Origin of the sequence: Pseudogemmobacter bohemicus, assembly GCF_003290025.1 — a bacterium.
GTDB lineage: Bacteria > Pseudomonadota > Alphaproteobacteria > Rhodobacterales > Rhodobacteraceae > Pseudogemmobacter > Pseudogemmobacter bohemicus.
This window is the reverse complement of sequence record NZ_QNHG01000002.1, coordinates 747,181-772,343: the sequence shown is the minus strand read 5'-3', so window position 1 is coordinate 772,343 and position 25,163 is coordinate 747,181. Positions and strand designations below refer to the sequence as shown.

Annotated in this window: 24 protein-coding genes and 1 pseudogene; 7 read left to right on the top strand and 18 right to left on the bottom strand. The window is 63.7% G+C overall.

Features of this window, described 5'->3' with window-relative positions:
* The 5 genes from DRF71_RS11685 to gph form a co-directional block, all read left to right on the top strand.
* The coding region (locus DRF71_RS11685; RefSeq protein WP_198672169.1) for a GMC oxidoreductase at window positions 1–1,295 on the top strand (1,295 nt) is incomplete at its 5' end.
* A 24-nt stretch (window positions 1,296–1,319) separates the two neighbouring features.
* Window positions 1,320–2,108: an SDR family NAD(P)-dependent oxidoreductase gene (locus DRF71_RS11680; RefSeq protein ID WP_112310699.1), complete on the top strand. Its 789-nt coding sequence runs from the start codon at window positions 1,320–1,322 to the stop codon at window positions 2,106–2,108.
* Window positions 2,109–2,119: 11 nt separating this feature from the next.
* A complete protein-coding gene (locus DRF71_RS11675; protein ID WP_112310698.1) occupies window positions 2,120–3,226 on the top strand; it encodes a glycerol dehydrogenase in 1,107 nt (368 codons plus the stop codon).
* Between the two features lie 323 nt (window positions 3,227–3,549).
* Window positions 3,550–4,242: a ribulose-phosphate 3-epimerase gene (gene rpe / locus DRF71_RS11670; RefSeq protein WP_112310697.1), complete on the top strand. Its 693-nt coding sequence runs from the start codon at window positions 3,550–3,552 to the stop codon at window positions 4,240–4,242.
* A gap of 8 nt (window positions 4,243–4,250) precedes the next feature.
* On the top strand, window positions 4,251–4,907 hold the full coding sequence (gene gph, locus DRF71_RS11665) for a phosphoglycolate phosphatase (protein WP_232831470.1): 657 nt from the start codon (window positions 4,251–4,253) through the stop codon (window positions 4,905–4,907).
* A 10-nt stretch (window positions 4,908–4,917) separates the two neighbouring features.
* On the opposite strand, the gene DRF71_RS11660 is transcribed toward gph, so the two are convergent.
* Genes DRF71_RS11660 through clpS form a run of 3 tightly spaced genes read right to left on the bottom strand, consistent with a single transcriptional unit; the run spans window position 4,918 to window position 7,146 of the window.
* On the bottom strand, window positions 4,918–5,730 hold the full coding sequence (locus DRF71_RS11660; RefSeq protein ID WP_112310696.1) for an SDR family NAD(P)-dependent oxidoreductase: 813 nt from the start codon (window positions 5,728–5,730) through the stop codon (window positions 4,918–4,920).
* Between the two features lie 33 nt (window positions 5,731–5,763).
* Window positions 5,764–6,762: a class I SAM-dependent methyltransferase gene (locus tag DRF71_RS11655; protein WP_112310695.1), complete on the bottom strand. Its 999-nt coding sequence runs from the start codon at window positions 6,760–6,762 to the stop codon at window positions 5,764–5,766.
* Between the two features lie 36 nt (window positions 6,763–6,798).
* Window positions 6,799–7,146 carry an ATP-dependent Clp protease adapter ClpS gene (gene clpS / locus DRF71_RS11650; RefSeq protein WP_112311283.1) on the bottom strand — a complete coding sequence of 116 codons (348 nt, stop codon included), beginning with the start codon at window positions 7,144–7,146 and terminating at the stop codon, window positions 6,799–6,801.
* Between the two features lie 171 nt (window positions 7,147–7,317).
* On the opposite strand from clpS, the gene DRF71_RS11645 reads away from it, so the two are divergent.
* Window positions 7,318–8,010 (top strand): HAD family hydrolase, encoded by a 693-nt coding sequence (locus tag DRF71_RS11645; RefSeq protein WP_232831468.1) that lies wholly within the window; start codon window positions 7,318–7,320, stop codon window positions 8,008–8,010.
* Window positions 8,011–8,210: 200 nt separating this feature from the next.
* Complete coding sequence (locus DRF71_RS11640; RefSeq protein ID WP_112310693.1) at window positions 8,211–10,265, top strand: D-alanyl-D-alanine carboxypeptidase family protein; 2,055 nt, start codon at window positions 8,211–8,213, stop codon at window positions 10,263–10,265.
* 66 nt (window positions 10,266–10,331) lie between these two features.
* Here the strand turns inward: DRF71_RS11640 and DRF71_RS11635 are convergent, their stop codons facing one another.
* The 15 genes and pseudogenes from DRF71_RS11635 to DRF71_RS11570 form a co-directional block, all read right to left on the bottom strand.
* Window positions 10,332–10,784 carry a hypothetical protein gene (locus tag DRF71_RS11635; protein WP_157971051.1) on the bottom strand — a complete coding sequence of 151 codons (453 nt, stop codon included), beginning with the start codon at window positions 10,782–10,784 and terminating at the stop codon, window positions 10,332–10,334.
* Between the two features lie 97 nt (window positions 10,785–10,881).
* Complete coding sequence (gene ccoS / locus DRF71_RS11630) at window positions 10,882–11,043, bottom strand: cbb3-type cytochrome oxidase assembly protein CcoS (protein ID WP_112310691.1); 162 nt, start codon at window positions 11,041–11,043, stop codon at window positions 10,882–10,884.
* Window positions 11,044–11,053: 10 nt separating this feature from the next.
* The gene (locus tag DRF71_RS11625) at window positions 11,054–13,264 is read right to left on the bottom strand and encodes a heavy metal translocating P-type ATPase (RefSeq protein WP_112310690.1); all 2,211 of its coding nucleotides are present in this window, start codon (window positions 13,262–13,264) and stop codon (window positions 11,054–11,056) included.
* Between the two features lie 9 nt (window positions 13,265–13,273).
* On the bottom strand, window positions 13,274–13,825 hold the full coding sequence (locus DRF71_RS11620) for a FixH family protein (protein ID WP_112310689.1): 552 nt from the start codon (window positions 13,823–13,825) through the stop codon (window positions 13,274–13,276).
* Between the two features lie 53 nt (window positions 13,826–13,878).
* A complete protein-coding gene (ccoG, locus tag DRF71_RS11615; RefSeq protein WP_112310688.1) occupies window positions 13,879–15,309 on the bottom strand; it encodes a cytochrome c oxidase accessory protein CcoG in 1,431 nt (476 codons plus the stop codon).
* Window positions 15,310–15,665: 356 nt separating this feature from the next.
* On the bottom strand, window positions 15,666–16,307 hold the full coding sequence (locus DRF71_RS11610) for a GFA family protein (protein ID WP_112310687.1): 642 nt from the start codon (window positions 16,305–16,307) through the stop codon (window positions 15,666–15,668).
* Window positions 16,304–16,579: a hypothetical protein gene (locus DRF71_RS11605; RefSeq protein ID WP_232831467.1), complete on the bottom strand. Its 276-nt coding sequence runs from the start codon at window positions 16,577–16,579 to the stop codon at window positions 16,304–16,306. The genes DRF71_RS11610 and DRF71_RS11605 overlap by 4 nt, the downstream gene beginning before the upstream one ends.
* A 111-nt stretch (window positions 16,580–16,690) precedes the next feature.
* A pseudogene (locus DRF71_RS11600) lies at window positions 16,691–16,846 on the bottom strand (IS5/IS1182 family transposase); the annotation flags it as partial.
* A gap of 159 nt (window positions 16,847–17,005) precedes the next feature.
* Window positions 17,006–17,410 carry a hypothetical protein gene (locus DRF71_RS11595; protein WP_157971050.1) on the bottom strand — a complete coding sequence of 135 codons (405 nt, stop codon included), beginning with the start codon at window positions 17,408–17,410 and terminating at the stop codon, window positions 17,006–17,008.
* Complete coding sequence (locus tag DRF71_RS28600) at window positions 17,407–18,279, bottom strand: peptidoglycan-binding protein (protein WP_157971049.1); 873 nt, start codon at window positions 18,277–18,279, stop codon at window positions 17,407–17,409. Before DRF71_RS28600 ends, DRF71_RS11595 begins: the two co-directional genes overlap by 4 nt.
* Before the next feature lie 69 nt (window positions 18,280–18,348).
* Window positions 18,349–18,732, bottom strand: a complete 384-nt coding sequence (locus tag DRF71_RS11590; protein WP_112310684.1) for a hypothetical protein — start codon at window positions 18,730–18,732, stop codon at window positions 18,349–18,351.
* Window positions 18,729–19,250 (bottom strand): methyltransferase, encoded by a 522-nt coding sequence (locus tag DRF71_RS11585; protein ID WP_157971048.1) that lies wholly within the window; start codon window positions 19,248–19,250, stop codon window positions 18,729–18,731. The genes DRF71_RS11590 and DRF71_RS11585 overlap by 4 nt, the downstream gene beginning before the upstream one ends.
* A gap of 289 nt (window positions 19,251–19,539) precedes the next feature.
* Window positions 19,540–20,484 (bottom strand): dynamin family protein, encoded by a 945-nt coding sequence (locus DRF71_RS11580; RefSeq protein WP_112310682.1) that lies wholly within the window; start codon window positions 20,482–20,484, stop codon window positions 19,540–19,542.
* Window positions 20,484–22,631, bottom strand: a complete 2,148-nt coding sequence (locus DRF71_RS11575; RefSeq protein WP_157971047.1) for a dynamin family protein — start codon at window positions 22,629–22,631, stop codon at window positions 20,484–20,486. The genes DRF71_RS11580 and DRF71_RS11575 overlap by 1 nt, the downstream gene beginning before the upstream one ends.
* Before the next feature lie 399 nt (window positions 22,632–23,030).
* Window positions 23,031–25,154, bottom strand: a complete 2,124-nt coding sequence (locus DRF71_RS11570) for a dynamin family protein (RefSeq protein ID WP_112310680.1) — start codon at window positions 25,152–25,154, stop codon at window positions 23,031–23,033.
* Window positions 25,155–25,163: the final 9 nt, after the last annotated feature.

Genomic DNA, 25,163 nt, shown 5'->3' with positions numbered 1-25,163 from the left:
TCGGCGGCAATTCGAAATTCTTCGGCGCGGCAACCGTGCGTTTCCGCAAGGAGGATTTCGAGGATCTTCAGCACGAGGACGGCCTCGCCCCCGCATGGCCCTGGCGCTATGAGGAATTCGCTCCCTATTATGACGAGGCCGAGCGCCTGATGGGCACCCATGGCACCGCCGGCGCCGACCCGATCGAGCCGCCGCGCTCGGGCCCCTTCCCCTATCCCACCATCGGGCATGAGCCCGAGATCGAGGCAATTGCCGAAAAGCTGCGCGGCAAGGGGTTGCGCCCCTTCCCGCTGCCGATTGCGATTGATCGCCACAAGGGCGGCGCCTGTGTGCGTTGCGCGACCTGCGATGGGTTTGCCTGCAAGCTGGGCGCCAAGAACGATGCCGAGATGCGACTGGTTCGTCCCGCGCTGGCAACCGGCCAGGTCGATCTGGTGCTGGATACCAAAGTGCTGCGGCTGATCACCGACGCCTCGGGCAAGCGCATCACCGGGGTCGAGATCGAGCAGGATGGTGGCACGAAGGTGATCGAGGGCGATCTGTTCATCTCTTCGGCCGGAGCGATCAATTCTTCAGTGCTGCTGCTCAGGTCAAAGAATGACACACATCCGGGCGGCATCGGCAATAACACCTCCGACCTTCTGGGCCGCAATTATATGGCCCATAACAACACCGCGATGATGGCGATCCATCCGTTCAGGAAGAACAAGGTCACCTTCCAGAAGTCTATGGCGATCAATGACTTCTACCTCGCGAACCATCACCGGCCCTACCCGCTGGGCAACGTCCAGGGTCTGGGGAAACTCCAGGGCGGCATGCTGACGGCGAATGTGAAATTCATCCCCGAATGGGCGATGGATCTTTTCGCGACCCGCTCGGTCGACTGGTGGATCATGTCGGAAGACCTGCCGCGCCGCGAGAACCGCGTCACGCTCGACAATGATGGCACGGTTCGGATCAGCTATACGCCGAACAATGAGAAGGCGCATAATGAGCTGGTGAAGGTCTGGGCAAAGACCATGCGCTCCATCGGTTATCCGCTGATCATCACGCAGCGGATGGATATCACCGTTTCCATGCATCAATGCGGCACCGCCGTTTTCGGGCACGACCCCGCCACCTCGGTGCTGGACCCGTTCTGCAAGGTCTGGGATGTCGACAATCTCTATGTGGTCGATGCCTCGTTCCTGCCTTCATCCACCGGCTTCAACCCTTCGCTGACCATCGTGGCGCAAGGGGTGCGGGTCGCCGAACATATTGCGCGCGATGTGCTGAAAATCAGCGCCGCCGCCTGACATACCGATTTCGGGGAGGAAATCATGTCCGCAAAACCGAAGGATATCTTCGATCTCACCGGCCGCGTGGCCATTGTCACCGGCGCCTCGCGCGGCATCGGTGAGGCGCTGGCTTATGGCCTTGCCGGGCGCGGTGCGAGCGTGGTGGTGAATTACAACTCCGCCCCCGACCGCGCCGCGAACGTGGTCGCGACCATCGAGGCGATGGGCGCGAAAGCCATCGCGATCCAGGCCGATATCTCGGATGAGGCCGCCGCCGACCGGCTGGTGGCCGAGACGGTCCAGGCCTTCGGCAAGCTGGATATCCTGATCAACAACGCCGGCATCGTGCTGCCGGCCGCGGCTGAGGATTGCGCGCTTTCCGACTGGCGGCGCACCATGGCGGTGAACCTTGATGGCGTGTTTCTGGTGTCCCGCGCGGCGGGGCGGCAGATGATCGCGCAGAAGTCGGGCGCGATCATCTCGGTCGGCTCGATGTCGGGACGGATCGTCAACTGGCCCTTCCGCCATGCTGCGTACAACGTCTCGAAAGCGGGTGTGCATATGCTCACGAAGGCGCTGGCGACCGAATGGGCCGAGCATGGCATCCGCGTTAACGCCATCGCTCCGGGCTATATCCGTACCGAACTGACGGATGAGGTTTTGCGCGAACACCCGGATGTCGTCCGCGATCACTGGGCCAAAGGCGCGGTGCAGGACCGGATCGGCTCGGTCGATGAGCTGGTCGGGGCGGTGGTCTATCTGGCCTCTGACGCCGCCAGCTTCACCACCGGCGAGATCATCACAATTGACGGCGGCCTGACGCTGCGCTGAGGGAGAGAGACATGGTTCAACGTGGTTTTGGTGGCCCGCTCCGCTATGTGCAGGGGCCGGGCGTGCTGGCTGATCTGGGGCAATATGCGGCAGGCCTGGGCAATAAGGCGCTGCTGCTGGTCGATGCCTTTGTTGAAAAGACCTATGGTGACGGCTTGCGCGCCTCGCTGAAATCCGCAGGGGTAGAGACGGTTTCCACCATTTTCGGCGGTGAATCGACAGAAGCAGAGGTGGCGCGGGTCGCCACCCTCGCCAAAGGCGCGGCGGTGGTGATCGGGGTCGGTGGCGGCAAGACGCTCGACACCGGCAAGATCGCGGCGCGGGATGCGGGGGCGCGGATCATCACGGTCCCGACCATCGCCTCGACCGACAGCCCCACGAGCTCGATCGGGGTGATCTATACCGAAGACGGCGTCTATGTTCGGGTCGAACGCTGCTACCGCAACCCCGATGTGGTGCTTGTCGACAGCGATGTGATCCTGAAGGCGCCCGCCCGGTTCCTCGCCGCCGGAATGGGGGACGCGCTGTCCACCTGGTATGAGGCGCGCTCGAATTTCGAGAGCCGCTCGAACAATTACATCGCCGATGGCTATGCGGTGACGATTGCCGGCGCCCAGATCGCCCGCGCCTGCCATGAGGTGCTGATGCGCGACGGGCTGAACGCCTGGGAGGCCGCCAAAGCCGGCTGCCTGACCGATGCGGTCGAGAATATCATCGAGGCGAATACGCTGCTTTCCGGCCTCGGGTTTGAAAACTGCGGCGTTTCGGGCGCGCATGGCATCCATGATGCGCTGACGATCCTGGAACCGACGCATCACTTCTTCCATGGCGAGAAAGTCGCTTTCGGCATCATCTGTCTGCTGGTGCTGGAAAATCGCGAGCGGGCCGAGATCCATGAGGCGGTGACCTTCTGCCATGCGCTTGGCCTGCCGGTGCGGCTTGCGGATCTGGGGCTGGCAGATATCAGCGCCGCAGACCTGTTGCGCGTCGGCGAAGAGGCGATGAAACCCACGAATGTCATCCATTCCGTGCATCGCAGCCTGTCCGCCCGCAGCATCGCCGATGCGATCCGCAGCGCCGATGCCATTGCCTCTCGGCTGCTTCTCTCCGGGCGGTAGAAGCAGTCCAGGAAGCCAGGGACAGGCGGCGGCTTTCCGGGCCAGTCTGATAACGCGCCGCCTGCCCACCCACAGACAGCCCGATTTGCCAATCGGCGCCACAGCCGAAACAGCCCTGACAAGGGGGGCTCAGCGCCTCGTCGGAACAGGCGGAATGGCCGCCCCCGGGGATAGTCCGGGCATGACAGCGCCGGCCGCGCAGGTCAGTGCGGTGGCAGGCGATATCCGCTCTGGCACCAGGGCGCGATCAGGGCTATTTCAGGTGCGGTCTCGTCGCCCCCCGTCGAAACCCCAGTCGGATCCCTGTCGGAAAGGCCCTGCCCATGAGCTTCTCGCGCGCGATCAAGATCGCCCCTTCGATCCTCTCAGCCGATTTCGCGAATTTCGGCGCCGAATGCGAGGCGATTGAAGCCCAGGGCGCCGATTGGGTGCATGTCGACGTGATGGACGGGCATTTCGTGCCGAATATCACCTTCGGCCCGGCGACCTGTGCCGCGATCCGACCGCATATCAAGGGCGTGATGGATGTCCATCTGATGATCGCGCCGGTCGATGCCTATCTTGAGGCTTTTGCCAAAGCCGGCGCCGATGTCATCTCGGTGCATCTTGAGGCCGGCGCGCATATGCATCGCAGCCTCCAGACCATCCGCAGCCTGGGCGTCAAGGCGGGGATCTGCATCAACCCGGCCACCGGCATCGAATCGGTTGAATATCTGCTGGACCAGATCGACCTTGTGAATGTGATGACCGTTAACCCGGGCTTTGGCGGCCAGAAATTCATCCATTCGCAGCTCGACAAGGTGCGGCGCCTGCGCGCCCTGATCGGCGAGCGCCCGATCCATATCGAGATCGACGGCGGCGTCACCACCGAGACCGCGCCGCTGGTCGCGGCGGCCGGCGCCGATGTGCTGGTGGCGGGTTCGGCCGTATTCACCGGCGGCTCGGTGAAAAACCCCGCGCCTTACGGCGAAAACATCCGCGCGCTGCGCGCGGTGGCCGAGGCTGCAAGGCAATGAGCGCCGCGATGATCCCGAAAATGACCCCGGTGATCTTCGATCTCGACGGCACGCTGATCGACTCGGTCCCCGATCTGATGGCGGCGCTGAACCAGGTGTTCGAGGCCGAGGGTCAGGCGCCCTTTGACCTTGCCACCGTCACTTCCTTCATCGGCAAGGGGGTCGCCAATCTGGTGCGGCGCGGGATGGAGACGCGCGGGCTTGATATGGCCGACCACCCCCGGCTGGTGGCCGCCATGGAGGCAGCCTACGAGGCCGATCCCACCTCGCGCACCCGGATCTATCCCGGCGTGACCGAGGCGCTGGAGACGCTGGCCCAGGCCGGGCATCCGCTGGGGATCTGCACCAACAAACCGGAAAAAGCGGCACGGATCGTGCTGGACCAGATGGGGCTGACGCCGTTCTTTGCCGCCATCGTCGGCGGTGGACGGGTTGCGCTGAAGCCCGACCCCGCGCCTTTGCAGCTGTGCATCGCAGAGCTGGGCGCTGACACCGCGATCTATGTCGGCGACAGCGAGGTCGATGCCGATACCGCCGTCGCAGCCGGCCTGCCTTTCCTGCTATACACCGAAGGATACCGCAAATCGCCCGCCGAAGCGCTGCCACAAACGGCGCGCTTCTCGGATTTCAGCGAATTGCCCTGGCTGGTGGCAGAACAGGCCTGAACGGAACGGGCTAAAAGGCCGGCGCAGATACCGCATCCAGCAAGCCGCGCCCGCCATCGACCACCAGCACCTGGCCGGTGACAAACCGCGACGCGTCCGAGGCGAGATACTGGATCGTCTCGACCAGTTCATCGGGCGCCGCGATGCGGCCCATCGGCGTGCCGCGCTCGATCCTGGCCCGCAGCCCCGGCGCCTCTTTCAGCGCGGATTGCAGGCTCGCACTCATTACCGACCCGATCGACACCGCATTGACCCGGATCCCCTTCGGCGCCAGCGCGACCGCCAGCGTCCGCGTCATCTGCTCGACCGCGGCCGAGGCCATGGAATAGCCCAGCAATTCCGGCTGCACCCGCACCGCCGCCACCGAAGAAAAATTGATGATCGAGCCAATGGCACCCGCCTCGCCGGTCTCGGTCTGAGCGGCGCTCTGGATCATGCGTTTCGCCACCATCTGGCTGAGCCGCAGCGTCGAGAACACATTTTGCTGCCAAAGCGTCTCGACATGATCGGCATCAGGATTCAGCACTTCGGAAATCTGGCAGCGACGGGCGGCATTGACCAGGATGTCGATCCGCTCGAATGCCTCGACCGTCGCCGAAACCAGATTCACCAGCGTCAGTTTCCGGGTCAGGTCGCCGGGGAAAAGCCGCACCGAGCCCTCATCCTGGGCCTGCTCGCCCATCTCGGCGATCAGCCGCGCCTCATCCGCATCGGCAAGCATCACCCGCACGCCCTTGTTGATCAGATGACGCGCAATGGCGAGGCCAAGGCCGCTGGCGGCGCCGGTGACGATGGCGGTTTTGCCGGAAAGGGAGAAGGACATATCGGCCTCGATGGTCTGGCAGCGCCGGCCGGGTCAGCGACCCTGACGGCGCGGCTTGATGGCGCGGGTCACGCGAAAGGCATTGGTCTGGGCCACGGTCTCATATTCCAGGAAATGGGTAGCCAGCGCCTCATCATAGGGCAGATGCCGGTTCGCCACCATCCAGAGCACCCCATCCGGTGCCAGCATCTTCCGCGCCGCCTGGATGAACGCAATGCCCAGCGTCGGGTCAGAGCCGCGCCCGATATGGAAAGGCGGGTTCATCACCACGGTTTCAGCCAGATTCACCGGGCGGAAACCCAGCGCATCCTGCCAGTGGAAATGGGCGCGCTCGTCCTGGATATTCCCGCGCGCGCAGGTCAGCGCGACCGCCTCGGTCTCGACCAGATCAAGCCGTTTCACCCCGGCCCGCGCAAGGATCGCGCGGGAAAGATACCCCCAGCCCGCCCCCAGATCGACCACTTTCGGGCCGAGCTTCTCAGGCAGAACCCCCGCCAGCAATTCCGACCCGGGATCCGGCCCATCGGCGGAAAACACGCCGGGCAGGGTGTGGAAACCGCCTGCAACCTCACGCGGCTGCGCAGCCCAGGGGGCCAGCTCCGGCCCCGCCGGAAAAGCCGCGATACGGCCATGCGCCTTGGAAATCGACCCTGACAGCGCCACCAGCGGCTTCAGATCCTTCAGCGCGGATTCGATGCCATCGGTCTTGAGCCCGTCGACCAGAACCGGCCCACCCGGGGTCACAACAGCCGCCGCCTCAGCCAGAAGCGCACGGGCATATTCGCGGGCGCGCGGCACGCAGACCAGCGCGGCGACGAAAGGCCCCCCGCTTTGAGTCTCGCCCTCGACCGCATAGCCGCGCGCGGCGAAATAATCGTGATCGGGGCGAAAGCCAGTCAACACCACCACCCGCTCTTTCGGCAAGGCGGAAAGGTCATCGCCCTGATGCGGGCGGTAAACCGCAATCTTCCCTGTCGGGGGAAGCGCAAAAAGGCCCTGTTCCAGGGCCAGCTCTATCCGGGATGCGCGCATGTTCCGCCTGTCCTGCTGCCGCTTATCGCAGCCGCCTCACTCTTTTTCCATCGTGCATTGCAGCGGATGCTGGTGGCGGCGGGCGAAATCCATCACCTGGGCAACCTTGGTCTCTGCCACCTCGAACGAGAACACACCCACCACTGCAAGCCCCTTCTTATGGACAATCAGCATGATGTCAAAGGCTTGCGCGTGGTTCATGCCGAAGAAACGCTCCAGGATATGGACCACGAATTCCATCGGCGTGTAATCGTCATTCAGCAGCAGCACCTTATAAAGCGGCGGGCGCTGCGTCTTCGGTTTCGGCTTCGCGAGCAGCGAGGTATCCTCGCCTGGCGCGCCACCCGACCCACCGGCGCCCGGACCATCCTTGTGGTCAGACAGGGTTAAGGGGGTTTGGGCCAAATCGGGTTCTCCGGTTGCTGCGAGGATTCGGATTGTCTTGAATCTGACAGGAATATAATCGCTTTTCTCAGCACGAAAAGAGCCACAAAGGCGTTAAGATAGCATTGATGCATCCGCGCCAGCGTGATGCCAGAACCGGAGAGCCGCCAAATGATCACCTCAGTCGGCTTTGACGCGGATGACACGCTCTGGCAGAATGAGGCGTTTTTCCGCCTGACCCAGGATCATTTCACCGATCTTCTGCGCGACTACAGCGATCCGCATCAGCTGCATGAACGGCTGCTGGCTGCCGAGAAACGCAATATCGGCGCCTATGGTTACGGGGTGAAGGGCTTTACCCTCTCGATGATCGAGACCGCGATCGAGGTGACCGAGGGGCGGGTTCCCGCCCCGGTGATCCAGGAATTGCTGGGGGCCGGGCGCGCGATGCTTGACCACCCGGTCGAGCTGATCCCCCATGCCCGCGAGACGGTCGAGGCGCTGGCGGCGGATTTCCGGCTGATCCTGATCACCAAGGGCGATCTTTTGCATCAGGAGCGCAAACTGGCGCAATCCGGCCTTGGCGATTGCTTTGACGCGGTCGAGATCGTGTCGGAGAAGACGCCCGGAGTTTACCAGAAGATCTTTGCCCGCCATGGCGAAGGCGCGCAAAAGGCGCTGATGACCGGCAATTCGATGCGATCGGATGTGGTGGCGGCGCTGGATGCCGGCGCCTGGGGGGTGCATGTCCCCAATGGCCCCGCATGGGAGCTGGATTCCGCCGATGAGCCGGTGGAAAATCCGCGCTATCGCCACCTGGCCGACCTGTCTTTCCTGCCGGGATTGCTGCAAGAGATCACCTGAGGCCCCAGGACATAGCGTCGAAAGCCTGCCTTTCCCCTGGATATGGCCCAGGTGAAACATAGCTGCATCAGGTAAATTCCTCGTGAAAAGCCATTGAAATTTCCGGGTTTTCCGTCTGGAAAGCCTGTGCTAGCCTGACAGTCAGGCAGAAGTGAGACCCTATAAAAACCGGGGTCCGAAACAGGCAAAGGATCGGCGACGTGGCATCGCTTATCGGGCGGGTTATCCGCACCCTAACGCTATTTGGTGCGCTTTTTGCGCTCATTCTTCCTGCGCTGGCGCCTGCGCCGGCCCATGCTGCGCCCTTTGCCGCGATCATCCTGGATGCGCGCACCGGTGAAGAGCTGTGGTCGCAAAACGCGGATACCAAACTGCATCCTGCCTCGCTGACCAAGATGATGACGCTCTACATCACCTTTCAGGAGATCCAGGCAGGCCGGATGTCGCTGGATACCGTGGTGACGGTGACGAAACGTGCCGCCGCTCAGCCGCCCTCGCGTCTGGGGCTCAAGGCCGGGCAAAAGATCAAGGTGCGCTACCTGATCCGCGCCGCCGCGATCAAATCGGCCAATGACGCAGCCACTGCGCTTGGCGATCACATTGCCGGGTCGGAAGCCGCCTTTGCCAGCCGCATGACCCGCACCGCCCGCGCGCTTGGGATGAAGAACACCACTTTCAAGAATGCCCATGGCCTGACCGCGCCGGGGCATCTTTCGACCGCGCGCGACATGACGCTGCTGGGGCGGCACCTGTTCTATGATTTCCCGCAATTCTACAACATCTTCTCGCGCCGCACTGCCGATGCCGGCATCGCGAAAGTGGTGAATACCAACAGCCGTTTCCTCGACGGCTATGAAGGCGCCGACGGCATCAAGACGGGTTACACCGTGCCGGCTGGCTTCAACCTGACCGCTTCGGCCAAGCGGGGCGACAAGCGCATCATCGCGACGATCTTCGGCGGCACCTCGACCGCGCAGCGCAACGCGAAAATGGTCGAGCTGATGAATAAGGGCTTCTCGCTTGCCAGAAACGGCGTGCGTGAAAAGCGGCCCGCAGCCGTCGGCATTCAGGGCGGCGATGCAGCCGCCGATCTGATGGCCGAGGCCCCGACGGCAATCGACACGCCGGATGTGCCCGGCGGCGCCGGCAAGACGATCCGGGTTTCGGGTGCCATGACCAGCTCTCCGCGCCCCAAAGCGCGCCCCGCCCGGGTCGGCGCACCCTCGGCGCTGATCGCCGAAGCCGCGCCGGTTGTGGTGCCGGATGCGCTTTCGGCCGCCATTGCCGAAGGCGTGGAATCGGCGCTGGCAGAGGCAACCGCCGTACCGCCGCCCCCTGGCACACTTGAGGCCCAGGCGGTGGAGCTGGCCGCCGCGCCGGTGGCTGCAGCACCTGCGGAACTGCCGATGGTCGATCCGGAATCGGTCGAGGCCGCGCTGGCTGCGGCTGCCGCTCCGGCTGCCGAGGCTCCTGCCGGCACGCTTGAGGCCCAGGCCGCAGCCATGGCAACCGCAACGCCCGCCGCTGCTGCTCCGGGCAGCCTTGAGGCTCAGGCGGCAGCACTGGCGGCAGGCGGGGCTCCGGCAGAGACCCCCGCCCCGGTCGAAACCCCAGCCCAGGATATGGCGCTGGCCGGCATCCGTCCGATGCCGCGCCCGGATTCCCTGACCCGCCCCGCAACCGTCGCAGAGGCGCCCCCCGAAACTCTGACCGCCGAAGTCGCTCCCGGGGCTGCCCCCGTCTATGAGACCGTGGCCCCCGCTACTGAGCCGGTGCAACTGGCCGAGATCAGCGATATCGCGCCGGACGTGATGTCGGAACTCCCCGCCCCTACCGGTTATGAGGGCACGCTGACGGCGGTGGAAACCGTGGTCGCCGATGCGCAAACCATGGTTACCGAGCCGGAAGCCCCGGCACGGCGCGCACCGATCTTCGAGCCGGTCAGGATGGCCTCGGCCGATACCGGGACGGAAGCCCCGGTGGAAGACCTGGTGGTGGTGTCGAAATCCACCTCGGGCGGGCGCGGCTTTGGCGTCGCGGTCGGCGCCTATAATTCGGAATATGAGGCCTCGCGCGCCTTGCTGCGCACCGGGCTGACCGAAAGCGCGACGCTCGACCAGGGCCTGCGCAAAGTCACACAAAAAGGCGGCAAATACCGCGCCTCCTTCCTTGGCCTGACCGAGGAACAGGCAGAGCTTGCCTGCCGCCGGCTGCGCGCGCGCGGCACCGTCTGCGAGACGATGGGCCCGGCCTGACATCGGATAGATGCAATGCGAAAAGGCCCCCGGCGCTGACCGGGGGCCTTTTCGTATCAGGCAGCCTCAATCCACCTTGCCGAACCAGGCACGGTATTCGCCCAGCGTTTCATCCGTCACCGGGGCAAAGGCCATGGAGCAGATCCGCTGATGCACTTTCGGCAGGCTCTCACGCGGAGGGGCGCCGGGTTTCCCCGGATCCATCGCCGCGATGATGATCTCATCGGGCCATTGCCAGTCCTGCATCAGCGGCATCTCTTCATCGGTCAGCAGAAACTCGAACTCCGCCCCGACGGCACCTTTCCAGACATCGGTGACCTGCAACCGCACCAGGGCATAGACGGGCTCTTTCGGGAAACTGTCCCAGACATTCGGCTGATAGCTGACCAGCCGCCCGGCCAGCACGAAATCCGCAGCCTCTGCCCGGTCCGGCGTCAGCAGATCGGTGACCGCACAGGCCATGGCCTGCCCGGGCAAAAGGGATACGACCAGGACAGCCGCAATAAGGGAGTGTCGCACCTGGATCTCCTGACTATGCACAGGCCCATCATGCGCCAGCCGGGAAGGCTTGCGAAGTCGGGAATGCCGCGCGGTCAGGGGGGCCGGGGCGGGGCGCTCAGTCCGGGCGGGGCTTGTCGTCCCAGTCCTTCGTCAGAATGCGGTTGGCGTCGCCCTCGGGGTCGTCGAACTGCTTTGAACGCATCGCCCAGATGAAAGCCACCAGGCCGACTCCCCCCATGAGAAGCGAAACCGGGATCAGGATGCCGAGGATTTCCATGAACCGCCCCCTATTTCAGCCGCAGCGCATTCAGCGAGACCGTGATCGACGACAGCGACATCGCCAGCGCTGCCGCCAGCGGCGTCGCCATGCCAAACAGCGCCAGCGGCACCGCGACGATATTATAGCCCGCGGAAATCTTGAAGTTCTCGACAATCCGCTTTGACGCCTGGCGCGAAATGCGGATCGCATCGGCGATGGGCGCGATATTCTGCCCCAGAAGCACGATATCCGAGGCCACCCGCGCCGCATCCAGCGCCGAGGCGGGCGAGATCGAGACATAGGCCTCGGCCAGCGCCGCCGTGTCGTTCAGCCCGTCGCCGACCATCAGCACCTGGGCGCCTGTCGCCCTGAGATCGCGGATGCGAGCGGCTTTTTCGGCCGGCAACACGCCTGCCGACCAGTCGTCGATTCCAAGTTCCGCTGCCAGCGACGACACCGCCGTCTCCGTGTCGCCCGACAGCAGGATCACCCGCTGGCCACCGGCTTTCAGCGCCGCCATCAGGTCCGCAGCGCCGGGGCGCAGCCGGTCGCTGAAGGTAAAGGCGCGCGGCGCGCCCTCACCGGTCGAAAGCCAGGTCGCTGTTTCCTGACCCGGCATCGCGCCGCACCATTCAGCGCGGCCAAGCCGGACGCGAAGGCCCTTCCATGTCCCCTCGATCCCGTAACCCGGCATCTCGCGGATGTCTTCCACCCGGGCAGGCCGCAGCCCCGCCGCGCGGGCGGTCTCGGCAAGCGCCATTGCCAGCGGATGCGAGGAGGCACCGGCGAGCGCCAGGGCCACTTCACGCGCAGATAACGGGTGGCTGTCGAAATTGGTCACCAGCGGCTGGCCCATCGTCAGGGTGCCGGTCTTGTCGAACACCACCGTATCGATCTGGGACATGCGCTCCAGCGCGGTGCCGTCCTTGATCAGCATCCCCTTGCGAAAGAGCTTTCCGCTCGCCGAGGTCAGCACCGCCGGAACCGCGAGGCCAAGCGCGCAGGGGCAGGTGATGATCAGAACAGCGGCCATGATATTGACCGACATACGAAAATCGCCGCCGGTATAGATCAGCCAGCCGCCAAAGGCGACGCCCGCCAGCACATGCACGATCGAGGAATAGGCATGCGCCGCGCGCTCGGCCAGCGAGGTGTAACGGGTCTTTGCCGCCTCGGCCACCGCGACCAGATCGGCCATCTGATGCAGCGAGCTGTCCTTGCCCGCCGCCGTCACGCGCAAGGTCAGCGGGCCGGTCAGATTGACCTCCCCGGCAGAGACGACCGTGCCGGGATGGGCCGCAACCGGCAGCGTCTCGCCGGTCAAAAGGCTGCGGTCGACCTCAGAGGCGCCCTCGGTCACCACACCATCGACCGGCATCCGCCCGCCGGGGCGCACCAGCACCAGATCGCCGACGGCAACCTCGCTGATCGGTTTCACCACCTCGGCCCCGTCCAGCAGCACAATGGCGCGCGGCACTTCCAGCGCAGCCAGCTCCTGCGCGGCAGAGCGTGCAATCGCGCGGGTGCGGTGATCGAGATAGCGCCCGATCAGCAGGAAGAAGGTCAGCATCACGGCGGCGTCGAAATAGACATGCACCCCGGAATTGATCGTCTCGTAAAGCGAGATGAAACAGGCCAGCAGGATCGCGAGGCTGATCGGGAAATCCATCCCCAGCCGCCCGGCTTTCATCGACCGCCAGGCGCCCTTGAAGAAGGGTTGCGAGGAGAACGCCACCGTCGGCAGCGCGATGGCGCCCGAGATCCAGTGGAACATGTCGCGCGTCGCCCCATCGGCGCCGGACCAGACCGCAACCGACAAGAGCATGACATTCATCATCGAGAAAAACGCCACGCCCATCCGCATCAGCAGATCACGGCCCTGGCGGTCGGTCTCGGTCACCGACAGCAAGCCGGGGTCCAGTTCATGCGCCTCATAGCCGGCGCGGTCCAGCACCTGGATCAGATCGGCGGGCGAAACCTCGGGCCCGGCATCGACCGAGACCCGTTTCATCGTCAGATTAAGCCGCGCCGAACGCACCCCCTCCACCGCCTGCAGCGCCTTTTCCACCCTCGAAATACAGTCCGCGCAATGTGCCGCCGGCAGTGACAGCACGATCCGCGCGTCTTTCACCACCCGCGCCAGATCGGCGGCGGCGGGGGCGACGACGCAGGCCGGGCAGGCCGAGACGCCGCCGGGGCTTTCCGGCATCTGCTTCAGGTCATTGGCGGCAATGCTCATCCCGGGACCTCACCCTTTCGGCGTTACTACGAAATCGAGGCGGCGTTCAAACGGCGTGCCGTCCTGGGCGATGGCCTGGACCTTCATCATCCATTCGCCCGATCCCAGCTCTACCGCCGCCTCATATCCCTCGCCCGTCCATCGAAATTCCGGGACCTGGTCGTCTCTCGCGACGGTCACCCGGCCGATCACAGCCTCCAGCGCCCGCGCCTCGACCGCCTTGCCGCTGGCATCGGTGATGCTCAGCCGCATGCGGCCGGGCTGGTAATCCTGCGCCACCGTCCAGCCAAGCGCCTCTTGCGCCGCGCGGCGCCCGTCGAAGCCACGACCCGCGACGTAAGAGCTTTGCACCTCAAGCCCCGGGAAGGTCGAAATCGCCTTGAAGGCCATGAAGAGATTGACCGCCGTGACGATGCCAAAGAAGGACAGCACCGCGAACAGCACCTTGCCGCCGGTCAGCGTGCCACGTCTGAACCAGAGGCCAAAGCCGATCACCACCAGCACCAGCGGCACGAACAGAAGAAAGATGGGCTGAAAGCCCGGAAGCTGCGCAGCGTTCATTCCTGCCCCCTTTGCCCGCTACTGATCCCGGTGCCGATGCGATTGGCCATGGCTCAGTTCCCCTTGCCGTTGAAGACGGTATCCTTCGACACCCGGTCTTTGCTGTCTTTGACGCCCGGCACCGGATCACCCTCGATCCAGAGCCGGATATCGCTGCGTTGCGTGGTTGCGGCGGGCGTGCCCGGCGCCGCCGTCACATAAAGCCGCACATGCGCCGTTTCATTCGCGGCCACCAGCGTACGGCCATTCTCGCCGCCTTCGACCGACAGAGCCAGCGACGGATCCTCGACGCTAAAGCTGAACCAGCGGGCCTCGCCTTCCATATTGCGCAGACGGATCTCATAGGTGTTGCGAATGGTGCCATCCGAAAGCGTCACAAAGGTCGGATTCCTGACCGGCGTGACATTGACATCAATCGGGCTGCGCAGGAACAGCGCCACCACCAGTGCGACCCCCACCCCGGCCCAGAGCGCCGTGTAAAGGATGGTGCGCAGGCGCAGAATATGTTTCCAGGCCGGGATGGCAGGTTCACCCTTACGCTCGCGCGCCTCATCGGTCAGGGCGATATAGTCGATCAGCCCGCGCGGCTTGCCGATCCTGTCCATCATATCATTGCAGGCATCAATGCAGAGCCCGCAGGTGATACAGGCCAGCTGCTGGCCATTCCTGATGTCGATCCCCATCGGGCAGACGTTCACACAGGCCATGCAGTCGATGCAGTCGCCCTTGTCGGCCGCAGGTTTGCCGCGCGGCTCGCCCCGCCAGTCGCGGTAAGCGATGGTGATGGTGTCTTCGTCCATCATCGCGGCCTGAATACGCGGCCAGGGGCACATATAGATGCAGACCTGTTCACGCATGAAGCCACCGAAAATGAAGGTGGTCATGGTCAGGATCAGCATGGTGATCCAGGCGACAGGATGGGCGCTGAGCGTCACCAGGTCGCGCAAAAGCGTGGGCGCATCGGTGAAGTAAAAGATCCAGGCGCCGCCGGTGGCAAGGCCGATCAGAAACCAGGTGCCCCATTTGATCGCGGATTTGCGGATCTTTTCTCCTGTCCACTTGCTGCGATGCAGGCGAATCCGCGCATTGCGGTCGCCCTCGATCCATCGCTCGACCAGGATGAAAAGGTCGGTCCAGACGGTTTGCGGGCAGGCATAGCCGCACCAGACCCGTCCGGCGGCCGAGGTGAACAGAAACAGCCCCAGCCCTGCCATGATCAACAGGCCCGCGACAAAGTAGAATTCGTGCGGCCAGATCTCGATCATAAAGAAGAAGAAACGGCGGTTCGCCAGGTCGAGCAGAACGGCCTGATCGGGCAGGTTCGGGCCGCGGTCCCAGCGGATCCAGGGGGTGATGTAATAAATGCCCAGCGTAATCGCCATGATCCACCATTTCGCGGTGCGAAAATGGCCTTTGACCCGGCGGGGGAAGATCGGCTCACGCGCCGCATAAAGGCTCGGCGGGCTGGCTTCTGGTGTAGACACGGAATTACTCCGGAATCGGCTGTGACGCGTTGGTTATCGCAGGCCGGCAGCGGACCGGCTTTGATATGCGTCAAATATTCCATCACTGATTCAAGTTTGAGCCGACGCCTCGCCGCAGTGCGCAAATGCCGCAGCCGTGAGCGGGTCGTGATCCGCCAGGGGACAACCGGCCCGGATGCAGATCGGCGCCACGTCCGGAGTCCGACCCCGACCCCGACCCCACCCCGGAAACGCACGAACAGCAGGGTAAGGCCAGGGCCGCGCCCCGCCCTCTCCGAAGGGGTTCGAAAAGACGGGGCCCCTCTTTGTGCCGGACGGGTCCGGCGCCGGCCTTGACCTGGATCAATCGCGGCGCGTCAGCGCCCGCGCCCGGCGAACATCGCCTCCAGCTCGGCAGTGTTGATCACCCGGCGCTCGCCCTCAAAGGCGTAGAAATCCGGTTTCTCATCATGGCTGATATCGGCGGCAAGGCGCAGCCCCCCGGTCCGGTCCAGGAGCCCGGCCGAAAGCGAGATCATCCCGGACATCACATCCGGCGCCAGATAGCGGGTCAGAACCGGCGTGCCGCAGGTGCTGCAAAAGCACGAGACCTCGCGCTCCGAGACCTGGTAATGCACCAGATTGTCCCAGCCGGCGAAGGCGGTGCTGCCGGCGCGCAGCATGATGGTCAGCGCCACCCCGCCCGAGCGTTTGCGCGACACCGCATCATGGCTGGCAAACACCATCGAGAAGGGTTGGTTCGAGCGGAAGCTCACCTTGCCGCAAAGGCAGCGCCCGGTGGCAAGACCGTTCTCGCCCTCGGGCACCGGATCTCGCAACAGGTCCGGCAGCTTGTCACGGGCCGTGCCCGGGGCCGTCGACAGATGGCGGTAGCCATCGGCCTCGGCCACCGCTGCGCTGCCGGCTCCGGCGGGTTTCGGGGTCGACACCGTGACCGGCCTTGCCTCACCGCCAAAGCCAAACGGGCATTTGCCTGCCCCGGCGGTCTCGTCTTTCATCGCATTCCCCTGACTGACTGTGCTGGGTTGGGTTGCGCCCCGGCCATCATGGCCCCGGACAGAATATCGGGTATCGCCGGCGGCGTCACCACCGGCGTCATATTCTGCATCATTGGCGGCAGCTGCCCGGCTTGCGGATCCCGCGTCAGCCCGAAATCCCAAAGCGGCTGTCCGAACCCGACATCCAGCGCATCCCTGCCGCCGGGCCCGGCGGCAAAGCCCGTCGCTTTATCTTCCGGCAGCATCGGTGAGACCGGCAAATGCCCCGGCATCGGCGCGTCGCCCACGGCGCAGGTGGCGAACGCCGCTGCCGGCAGGGTCAGGGCCGTCTCATGGCTGGCGGGAAAACGGTCCCCCGGACTGTTTTCCGACCCAGCTCAAATCTGGCTCACGGCATCGCTGTCGTCAGGCTGTCGGCCGCGCTTCCCGGTCGGCGCGATTTCCCAGGGGATGGCAGGATCGAACCAGATCGTCAGCAAGCCGCAGCGCCTGAGCGTCCTGTTGAGGCCTGGCCAGGTCCGGGTCTTGCGGGTCGGGATCTTGCAGGTCTGTTGCGCCGCGCCAGCTTTGGCAGAACGGTGGGTCAGCTTTGGCAGAAAAATTTTAGCTGTCAGGATCGGGGCGGGCGGGAGGCTCGTCCGTCAGATCCTGACAACTCCCGACCAGCCCGAGCCGGTCGCAGATCAGCAGCCACAGGATCATGGCAAGGTTGACGATTCAACGGCCTCCAGCCCATGCACCTCGACGAGGGCGGCATAGGCCTGCGGCCAGAGCGGCAGCGTCACGTCAGAGGCAAATTCAACGCTGGCCTCCCAGACGTAATGGGCGCCAGCCTCAAAGGCCGCGCGCGAGATGAACCCGCGAAACAGCGCCAGTGCCGGGACGCCGTGATTGTTCGCCTCGATGTTGTTGAGCCGGATATAGACCTCCCGGTCCTCGCCGAATTGCTTGATGACTGCCGTGCTGCCCAGAGTGCCGGCGGTGGTGCAGACCGCGCCGGTGAAGCCCCCGGCTGATGGTTGGATGTAAAGCCAGCGATCCCCGCGCACGGCAGGGCCGAAATTCGCATCCGTGATGGCTGCCAGATTGGTGCAGGACCTCACGCGGTTGACGGTGTTTCCGACCGCCGCGCCATCGGCAATATAGAGGCCGTTTGCCCAGAGATATCGCTGTGTGATCGCGGAATAGCCGGTGCCGGAGACGCCGTAAATATCCCGATTGCTGCTGCGGCCATCCTGCCAGGCATACCGGCCACGGATCTGGCTCCAGGCCAACCGGATCGCAGCTGAGTTGTTGGCGGCATCATCGCGGCCGTCACCGTACTGCGCGATTCGCCCTCCGGTGTAGCTGCTCGGAGCGCCCAGCGAGGCTCCGTACCTGGTAGTCGGATCGTCAGGGTTAGTGTATGGATAACGCCCTGATTGTGGTTCCTGACGCCCGCGCCGATCACGGTCTCCGCACGGCCCGCGATGGTCGCACCTTTCCGGAAAACCAGATGGTGGTAGCCGATGTCGTTCCAGCCTTCGCCGATGGGTTTCGGCGACACATGCCAGCGCCGGATCTCTGCCCGTTGCGCCTGGATCGAACTCGCCTCCATCCAGTCCGGCAAGGTGGCGCTGGTATGGACGCAGATCTCCTCGACCGGGTAACGGGCGCTGCCCTGATAAATCATGGAGCTGGTTGTCGGGAGGAGGACCGCACGGGCAGACACGCCGCGCGCCATCAGCCAGGCTTGCGCAGCCGAATTGGTCTTTGGGCCGAACCGACCATCAATCGCGCCGGGGGCATACCCGAGATCCCGGAGGCCAGACTGGATCAGAGCGACGGCAGTGTCAGGGCCGATCCTGCCGCGTAGCAGCCAGGCCTGCGCGGCATTGGCGGTTTTCGGACCATAGAAACCGTCGATCACGCCTGGCGAAAAGCCAGCATCGCGCAGGCCGGTCTGGATGAGGGATGTGGCGGCTTTGGACATGGAGCGCTCCTGAGGATCGCTCGCACCATCGCGCGTGACATGCGCGGATTGGTCCGGACATCTGTCCGGTCAGTCTTCCAGACCAAAGAAAAGATCAGGAGTTTCAGAGTGGGCGGTATTGGCGATCCGGCGCACATGGCGCTCGGACAGCTTCAGCTCGCGGGCAATCCTGCCCTGGGTCTTCCCGGCCGAGATCATATCCAGCACGGCGCGGCGGCGTCCAGTGGCACGGCAATGCGGCACGTAAACCGTCTGATCTGCCAAGTAGTGGCACAGGGCGCGGCCGTCGTCATCACCAAGCGCCCTGAGGATCGGGTGATCAGCGCCGGGCTTTTTCGGGATCCGCATCTCGCGGCCGCCGAACTCGCGCATGAAAACCAGCGCAATGCGCAGGCCGAGGGCCTCGGCGAGGTCTACGAGCGAATCCGGCAGGCCGTCGAGATCCGGGCTCATGCCGCCAGCACCTCCGGCAGCAGGTAATCACCCGGCTTCGTCAGCTGCTTGCGGCAAGGCGGGATCCAGATGATCCGCGACGGGCCGGAGCTGTTCCGAATCCAGACGAGCCAGCAATAGGAGGTCGCGGTCGACGGCTTGCGCATGACCCACTCACCAAGCTTCTTGCTCCAGGTGCGCACTGGCACGTCAGGATCGAGCATCTTGCCCTTATGCATGATCACGCGCTCGGCGAACTGGAGCACATGGGTCGGCGGTTGTTTTTTGAACAGGCTCGCGTAGCGGCTTTGTCCCTCAAGGAACGAGGTGCGCACCAGCATCGCCACGCCATCAAGCGAGGACTCCAGCGCGCGGACTATGAACTTCTCGGCCAGCCGGAAAGGCTGATTTGTGATTTTATACAAGACCTTAGCAGGCGGCGGGCCGAACAGATAATCCTGGACGGGATAGCCTGCGCCATAGTCATGCTGGTCAGGGCAGCTATGTCCTGGTGAGCGGAAACTGTGACCAGCGGTCACAGTTCTCCCCATTGCATCACCTGAGTTACAATAGCTTTACCTGCTGAACCGTTCCGCGTAGATTGCCGGGAATACATTTCGGTTCAAAATGTTAGCCGTTGCGCGGCAATGTCGACCGGATGTGGGGTAAATGTCGATCAGATGCGCGGTGAATAGCGCTGGATCGCTCAGTTTCGCCCCCTGATTTCATTTCCCCACCAGCACAACTAACGCCGGACAAGCCTCTTTCTGTCCGGTTTTCAAAGGCTTCGGTCTGCCCATCGGTTTCTGTGACCGTCTGCCAGAGTTACTACCCCCCTACAAGGTCGAGGGTGGCGGCCTCTTCATGCAGATCGGCTGTCATGCCGGGTTCACCAGATGAACCCCTGACGCTGTTTGCGCTACAGAGCCCCTCTTCGGCCATCGCCGTATCCGGGATCAGCGCAGCCGCCCGTTCAGTGCCCTGCGGTTTCGCATTGTTGGCGCCCGGGACATAGCGTTCCAGCAGGACGCTGCGCTGCACCGAAATGCCTTCGACGATCCTCGCCAGCATTTCCGAGAATTCCTGGGCGCCGCTTTCCGCCCAGCCCGCGCTGTCGCCGGCCTGGCGGGCGCGGATCGCATTGGTCAGTGAGATGAACATCCGCGCGGAGAACAGCGTCTGGGTCTCACGCTCCAGCCGGCGCCCGATCTTGCTGCGATCCAGCTCCGAGGTGATCTTGTCCTTGCGGGTGGCCAGCAGGATCGAGGTCTGACGCAGCCGTTTCGGCAGCGCCTCCCAGGCGCCGCGCTCGCTTTCGCGCCAGGCCTGACAGGCATGGGTGCACCACATCACCGCATTGGCATAGCGAATGGTGCGGATCCAGTTTTCCACCGGGATATTCGGGTCTGAAATACCGGGCGTATCAATCAGATCGCACTGTTTCAGGATATCGGCTTCGCAATAAAGCCGGATATATTTGGTGCGGTTGACCGGAATGGAGGCCCGGTCGCCCAGGTTGACCGGATGATGTTTGCCCGCGTGATCGACCAGACTTGGCGCGCCGGACCCATAGCGGATCCAGACCGGCGGCATCTGCGTCGCGGTCACCTGGGTCGGCAGGATATTCTGCCCGATCAGCAGATTCATCAGTGTCGATTTGCCGGCGCTGAATTCCCCCATCAGGGCAATGACCGGTTTGCGCCTGCTCCAGTCCGACAGACGGTTCAGCTGCGCTTCGGTGACGTACCGCTCCTGGGTCTCGCTGTTGCGCATCAATAGCCTCCCACGGCTTTGCGGAGTTCGAATGTATCGCCACTGATGGCCGGGTCGCGCCCCTCTTCTTCTTCGCCCTCTTCCTCCGGGGCCTCTTCCAGCCGGATCGACTCCAGCATTTCGGCAATCATCGCGCCGAATTCATCGGAATCCGCCGCGCCATCACCCGCATCCGGGCTGCTCTCCACCAGGTCGAGCAGGGTTTCCGTCTGTTCGGCCAGGAACTCATCAAAGATCCGGCGGATCTCGCCGAAAACATCGGTGAACTGGCTTTGCTTCAGATCGCCGATCACCGAGCCGATCTCGGCCTCGATCAGGCTGCGATATTCATCCGCCAGGGTGGCCGGATTCTTGCGGCGCTGCCACCAGCGTTTCCACCAGGTGCCGCCCAGATCAATGGCGATGGTCTTGCCCAGAACGACCGGCGGCGGCGCTTTCGGCACCTGGGGCGGCTCGATCCGGAAGCCGTCGATCCTCAGGCCCAGCGTGCCCAGATAGACACCGCTGAAATCGCTGGCCGCGCCGTGGAAAACCGATTCCACCTGGGCGCGCGCCCGGGCCGAGAAACGGTCGCAGGTGGTGCGCAGAACCAGCCGCAGCCCCGAGGAGTTGAAGGTCCAGCTCTCGTCACGGCCCGCGCTGCGCAGATGGTCGACCAGTGCATCGGTGGCGCGGGTAACGTAATCGGTCTGCACTTGGCTCAGCGCCGGCGTGAGGTCGCTTTCCAGCCGTGACAGTGTCTCTTCCAGCTTGTGCCGCGCCCGGGTGCCAAGGCCGCCCAGATCGTCGCGCAGCTGTGCCGGATCGACGCTGGCCAGCCGCCCCGCCGCATCACGCCCGCTGGCCAGCGCCTCTCGGGCAGCCATAGCGGCAGAGATATTGGCCAGACTCGCCCTGACCGCTGCCAGATGGCGCGCGCCGGACCGTTCGACGATACGCTCATTGATGCTGCGCATCAGCTCGGGGATGCCCGAGAGCTTCCACAGATGCGGCATCTGGCGCGGATCGGCGCCGACATCGCAATTCCGCGCCCAGTCGGCCAGCGCCGATTCGGCATCATCATCCAGATCCGAAATATCGCCGTTCAGCGCCATTTCGGCCCAGCGGGCAGAGCCGAAAATCACCTTCACATCGCGCAGGCGGCCATAGGGGCGCAGCGTCCTGTTGATGCTTTCATAGATCTCGGCAACCTGTTCATAGGGCGATTCCAGCTCGTCGATGCGATTGACGAACAAAATGACCTGGCGCGATTCATAGTTGGAAATCAGCCGCACCAGCGCAAGATCAGTGCTGTTCAGCGCCTCATGCGCCGAAAGGACCACGACGCAGACCCTGGACCCGCGCAGCGCCTGGATGGTGATCTGTTCGCGCACAAGGAATGTATCGTTCACGCCGGGTGTGTCGCGGAACAGATAGCTGCCGGAAAGCTGCGGCACATCCAGCCAGACATCCGCCGATCTGGTGATATCCGAGAATTTGCCCTGCTGGCTTTTCGGGTTCAGCGCCAGCTCATCAGGATCACCAAGGCAGACATAGCGCTCGATCAGCTCACGGTCGACATAGTTGTATCTGTGTGTTTTCCCCAGCAATTTCTCGTAATTCGCCGAGAGGCGGCGGCGTGCGGTTTCGCGCATCTGGTCGATCTGGCCGCGCAGCTTTTCCAGATCGTCTTCCGCGCCGGCACGACGGGCCAGCTCGCCGATCCGGCCGCCGCCACGCACCATCTTGTCCCATTCGCTGTTGTCAAAGAACTTGAACCGAGCGCAGGTCCTCGTACTGGCCTGCTTTGAATTGACATGCAGCGAGGTCACAACCGATGTCCAGGGATTCACATCGGTCGGAAGCAATCCGGCCTGGCCGCTGAGCACGTTGACCAGCGCGGTCTTGCCGGCCTTGACCTGGCCCACCAGAGTGACCGAGGCCTCGAAACTGTCAATCTTCTTCGCCAGCGCCATCAGCTTGCGGCTCATGCCGCTGTCAGCCTCGCCCGCCTGGGTCAGAACCGCATCCCGCAATGTGTTCAGCGTGTGGAAGAAGGGCTGAATCACCTCGCTGCCCTGGCTAAGCAGGTCGAGGTTGCGCGGCCGCACCGGCCCGCCTGATGCAGCGGCGGATGCGCCTTTTGCGGCGGTTTTCGTGTTCTTCATGTTCCCATTCCCCTTTGCGGGAGCATTGATCGCAGTGTCGAAATGGCAGTTGCCCCCGAAAGAGTCGCATCCTGCCAGCATTTCCCGGGGGATAGGGATCAGACGGTCTTCCGGCCTGTCTGGACGATCAGTCAGAGCACAACCCGCTCGTTAATCAGCACATAACACAACCGGAGGAACCGGTCCGATGACCTCTTCCTCGTACTTTGCAAAACTGTCCCGCCTTTGTGGAAAATTTGTGGACCTGAGGTGGATTTTCCATGTTCCGGATTCAGATTTCGGTGGCGCTTAAGGTAATGATTTTTCAGAATTTCAATCAGAGATTGCGACTGAAATGATGGGGACGGACCCTTGCCGGATCCGTCCCGCTTTTCGGCCCCATCATCGGGCGCCATCCGGTCAGGCGGCAGCGGCCGCCCGTGTCACATCCGCCTGGGCCAGCGCGCTTTCCACGGCGGACAGGTTGATCAGACGGCGCTCCAGCACCTCCATCTGGCTTTGCAGCCGATGCACGATGCGACGGCGGAAATCGGGATCGTTCACCACCATCTCGAATTCCACCATGTCCTTCTTCAGCCGGTGGACGCGTTCGTTCAGCGAGACCTCGAACATCCTCAGCATCACCCGGATCCGGTCGATCCCGGCGCCGGCGCGTTCCACCTGGGCCTCGTTGAAGGCGGCAAGCAGCTTTTCCATCGGCGGGCGCAGCTCTTCGGCGGCGATCATCCTCAGCGCGGCAAGGCTTTTCTCGACATTGATCCCGGGCTTACGCCAGAAGGCCCAGCTGCGATTGCTGATGAAATTCACCCTGAGCGACCGTTTCGCCAGCGTCAGCGTCGAGGCGAATTCGTCATAAGGCAGGTCGGAAAGGTCGATGCCCTCGGTCCGCTCCTGAAAGCGGTCTTTGATCGTCTGCTGGCACGAGGACAGCCCGTTCGAAAGCACCACATCGGTCCCCGCACGCGAGTTCTTCCAGGCCGAGGTCAGCTCGCGCTCCATCACCTTTTGCAGCGGCGAGAGGTCGATTTCCATCGCCTTCGCGGTCTCGCCACGCAGCTTGCCGGCCATGATCCGCGCCTCGAATTCCGGCTTCTGGTCCTCGATAAAGCTTTCGATCATGCCGATCAGCCGGGTTTCCAGCCTCGACCAGGCCTTGGTCAGCACTTTCTCGATCTGGGCCTCGGCATTCTCGACATGGCCCTCCAGCTCGGATTGCACCTTGCGGATGGCGTCGATCTCGACCTGGAGATCCTCGATCGCCATATTGGCGACCTCGCTGTTGACGCTGCCCATCTGGGTTTGCAGCGAGGCGCGTTCGCGCCGCGCCACGAACAGCGCACCGTTCAGCTCGGCCCGGATATCCGCCTTGATCTGTGCCATTTGCGAGCGGCCAACGCCCGAGTCGATCAGCTGCGACAGCGCCAGTTTCACGTCGCGCATGCCAGAGGCGAGCATCAGACGCTCACAGCGGTCATCGGGCAGATAGCCATAGCGCGAATGGATATAGCGGGCGAGGCGGGTGTCATCCAGGGCGGCGCGGTCTGCCTCGGCCTCGGGCCCGTCCTGGAGCGTCAGATCCGCCATCCAGGCCGACCCGGCCACGATGGTGAAATCAATATCCGGGATCGCGCCGCACAGACGCTGCGAGACATCCTCGATCACGCGCGGCACATCGGTGTCGTAATCGTCCAGCTCGTCGATGCGGTTCACAAAGACCAGAACATCCTTGTTGTCCTGTTTCGCCAGAATGCGGATCAGCGCGATGTCCACATCTGTCAGCGGCTGATGCGCCGAAAGCACGATGACGAACACATCCGACTTGTCGAGGCTGCGGCAGGTGAATTCATCACGGACAAGGAAGGGGTCATTCACGCCGGGCGTGTCGGTGATGATAGTCGGCACCTGGAATTCCGGCAGCCGCATATAGACATTGGCCACCCTGGTCAGCATGGCATAACGCCCCGCCGCCGTCGGATCAGTCTCATCTTCGGCACCGGCGCAGACATAGCTCTTCAGCAGTTCCGAAGAGATATAGTCGTAATCATGGGTGGTGCCCAACAGATCGGCATAGCGCTTGCCCAGCCGCTCTTCGGCGCGCTGGCGCATCTGCTCGCTTTGTTCGCGCAAAAGATGGGTGTCAAAGCCCGGCAGCAGCTGTTCGGTCAGCTTGCGGATGCGCGAATCCCCATTGACGATCTCGTTCCAGTCCGCCTCGCCGAAGAATTCGAACTTTGCGCCCATCACCGGATCGCCGGGCAGGTTCACCCGGATATTGGTGACCACCGAAGTCCAGGGGTTCACATCCGAGGGCAGGAAATCATGGCTGTAAAGGAACGAGTTCAGGAAGGTCGATTTACCCGCCTTGACCTGGCCGATCACCGCGACTTTCGCAGCCCAGTTGTCCAGCCGTTCCCGCAACACGCGAAAACCGGCGCGCATCTCGCGGCTGACGACCTTGTCGATCCCGTCAAGGGAATCCCGCAGAAAATTCAGTTCCTGGCGCTGGTTGGGTGCAATTTGCATGACAGCTCC

Bases quoted from the DNA above. Each gene is read 5' to 3' on its own strand.
- gph (WP_232831470.1), top strand. From the start codon at position 4,251: ATGATCCCGAAAATGACCCCGGTGATCTTCGATCTCGACGGCACGCTG.
- DRF71_RS11570 (WP_112310680.1), bottom strand. From the start codon at position 25,154: ATGCAAATTGCACCCAACCAGCGCCAGGAACTGAATTTTCTGCGGGAT.
- DRF71_RS11625 (WP_112310690.1), bottom strand. From the start codon at position 13,264: ATGAGCATTGCCGCCAATGACCTGAAGCAGATGCCGGAAAGCCCCGGC.
- DRF71_RS11680 (WP_112310699.1), top strand. From the start codon at position 1,320: ATGTCCGCAAAACCGAAGGATATCTTCGATCTCACCGGCCGCGTGGCC.
- DRF71_RS11660 (WP_112310696.1), bottom strand. From the start codon at position 5,730: ATGTCCTTCTCCCTTTCCGGCAAAACCGCCATCGTCACCGGCGCCGCC.
- DRF71_RS11575 (WP_157971047.1), bottom strand. From the start codon at position 22,631: ATGAAGAACACGAAAACCGCCGCAAAAGGCGCATCCGCCGCTGCATCA.
- DRF71_RS11610 (WP_112310687.1), bottom strand. From the start codon at position 16,307: ATGAAAGACGAGACCGCCGGGGCAGGCAAATGCCCGTTTGGCTTTGGC.
- DRF71_RS11675 (WP_112310698.1), top strand. From the start codon at position 2,120: ATGGTTCAACGTGGTTTTGGTGGCCCGCTCCGCTATGTGCAGGGGCCG.
- DRF71_RS11605 (WP_232831467.1), bottom strand. From the start codon at position 16,579: ATGCCGGGGCATTTGCCGGTCTCACCGATGCTGCCGGAAGATAAAGCG.
- DRF71_RS28600 (WP_157971049.1), bottom strand. From the start codon at position 18,279: ATGTCCAAAGCCGCCACATCCCTCATCCAGACCGGCCTGCGCGATGCT.
- DRF71_RS11580 (WP_112310682.1), bottom strand. From the start codon at position 20,484: ATGCGCAACAGCGAGACCCAGGAGCGGTACGTCACCGAAGCGCAGCTG.
- rpe (WP_112310697.1), top strand. From the start codon at position 3,550: ATGAGCTTCTCGCGCGCGATCAAGATCGCCCCTTCGATCCTCTCAGCC.
- DRF71_RS11655 (WP_112310695.1), bottom strand. From the start codon at position 6,762: ATGCGCGCATCCCGGATAGAGCTGGCCCTGGAACAGGGCCTTTTTGCG.
- DRF71_RS11645 (WP_232831468.1), top strand. From the start codon at position 7,318: ATGATCACCTCAGTCGGCTTTGACGCGGATGACACGCTCTGGCAGAAT.
- ccoS (WP_112310691.1), bottom strand. From the start codon at position 11,043: ATGGAAATCCTCGGCATCCTGATCCCGGTTTCGCTTCTCATGGGGGGA.
- DRF71_RS11590 (WP_112310684.1), bottom strand. From the start codon at position 18,732: ATGAGCCCGGATCTCGACGGCCTGCCGGATTCGCTCGTAGACCTCGCC.
- DRF71_RS11620 (WP_112310689.1), bottom strand. From the start codon at position 13,825: ATGAACGCTGCGCAGCTTCCGGGCTTTCAGCCCATCTTTCTTCTGTTC.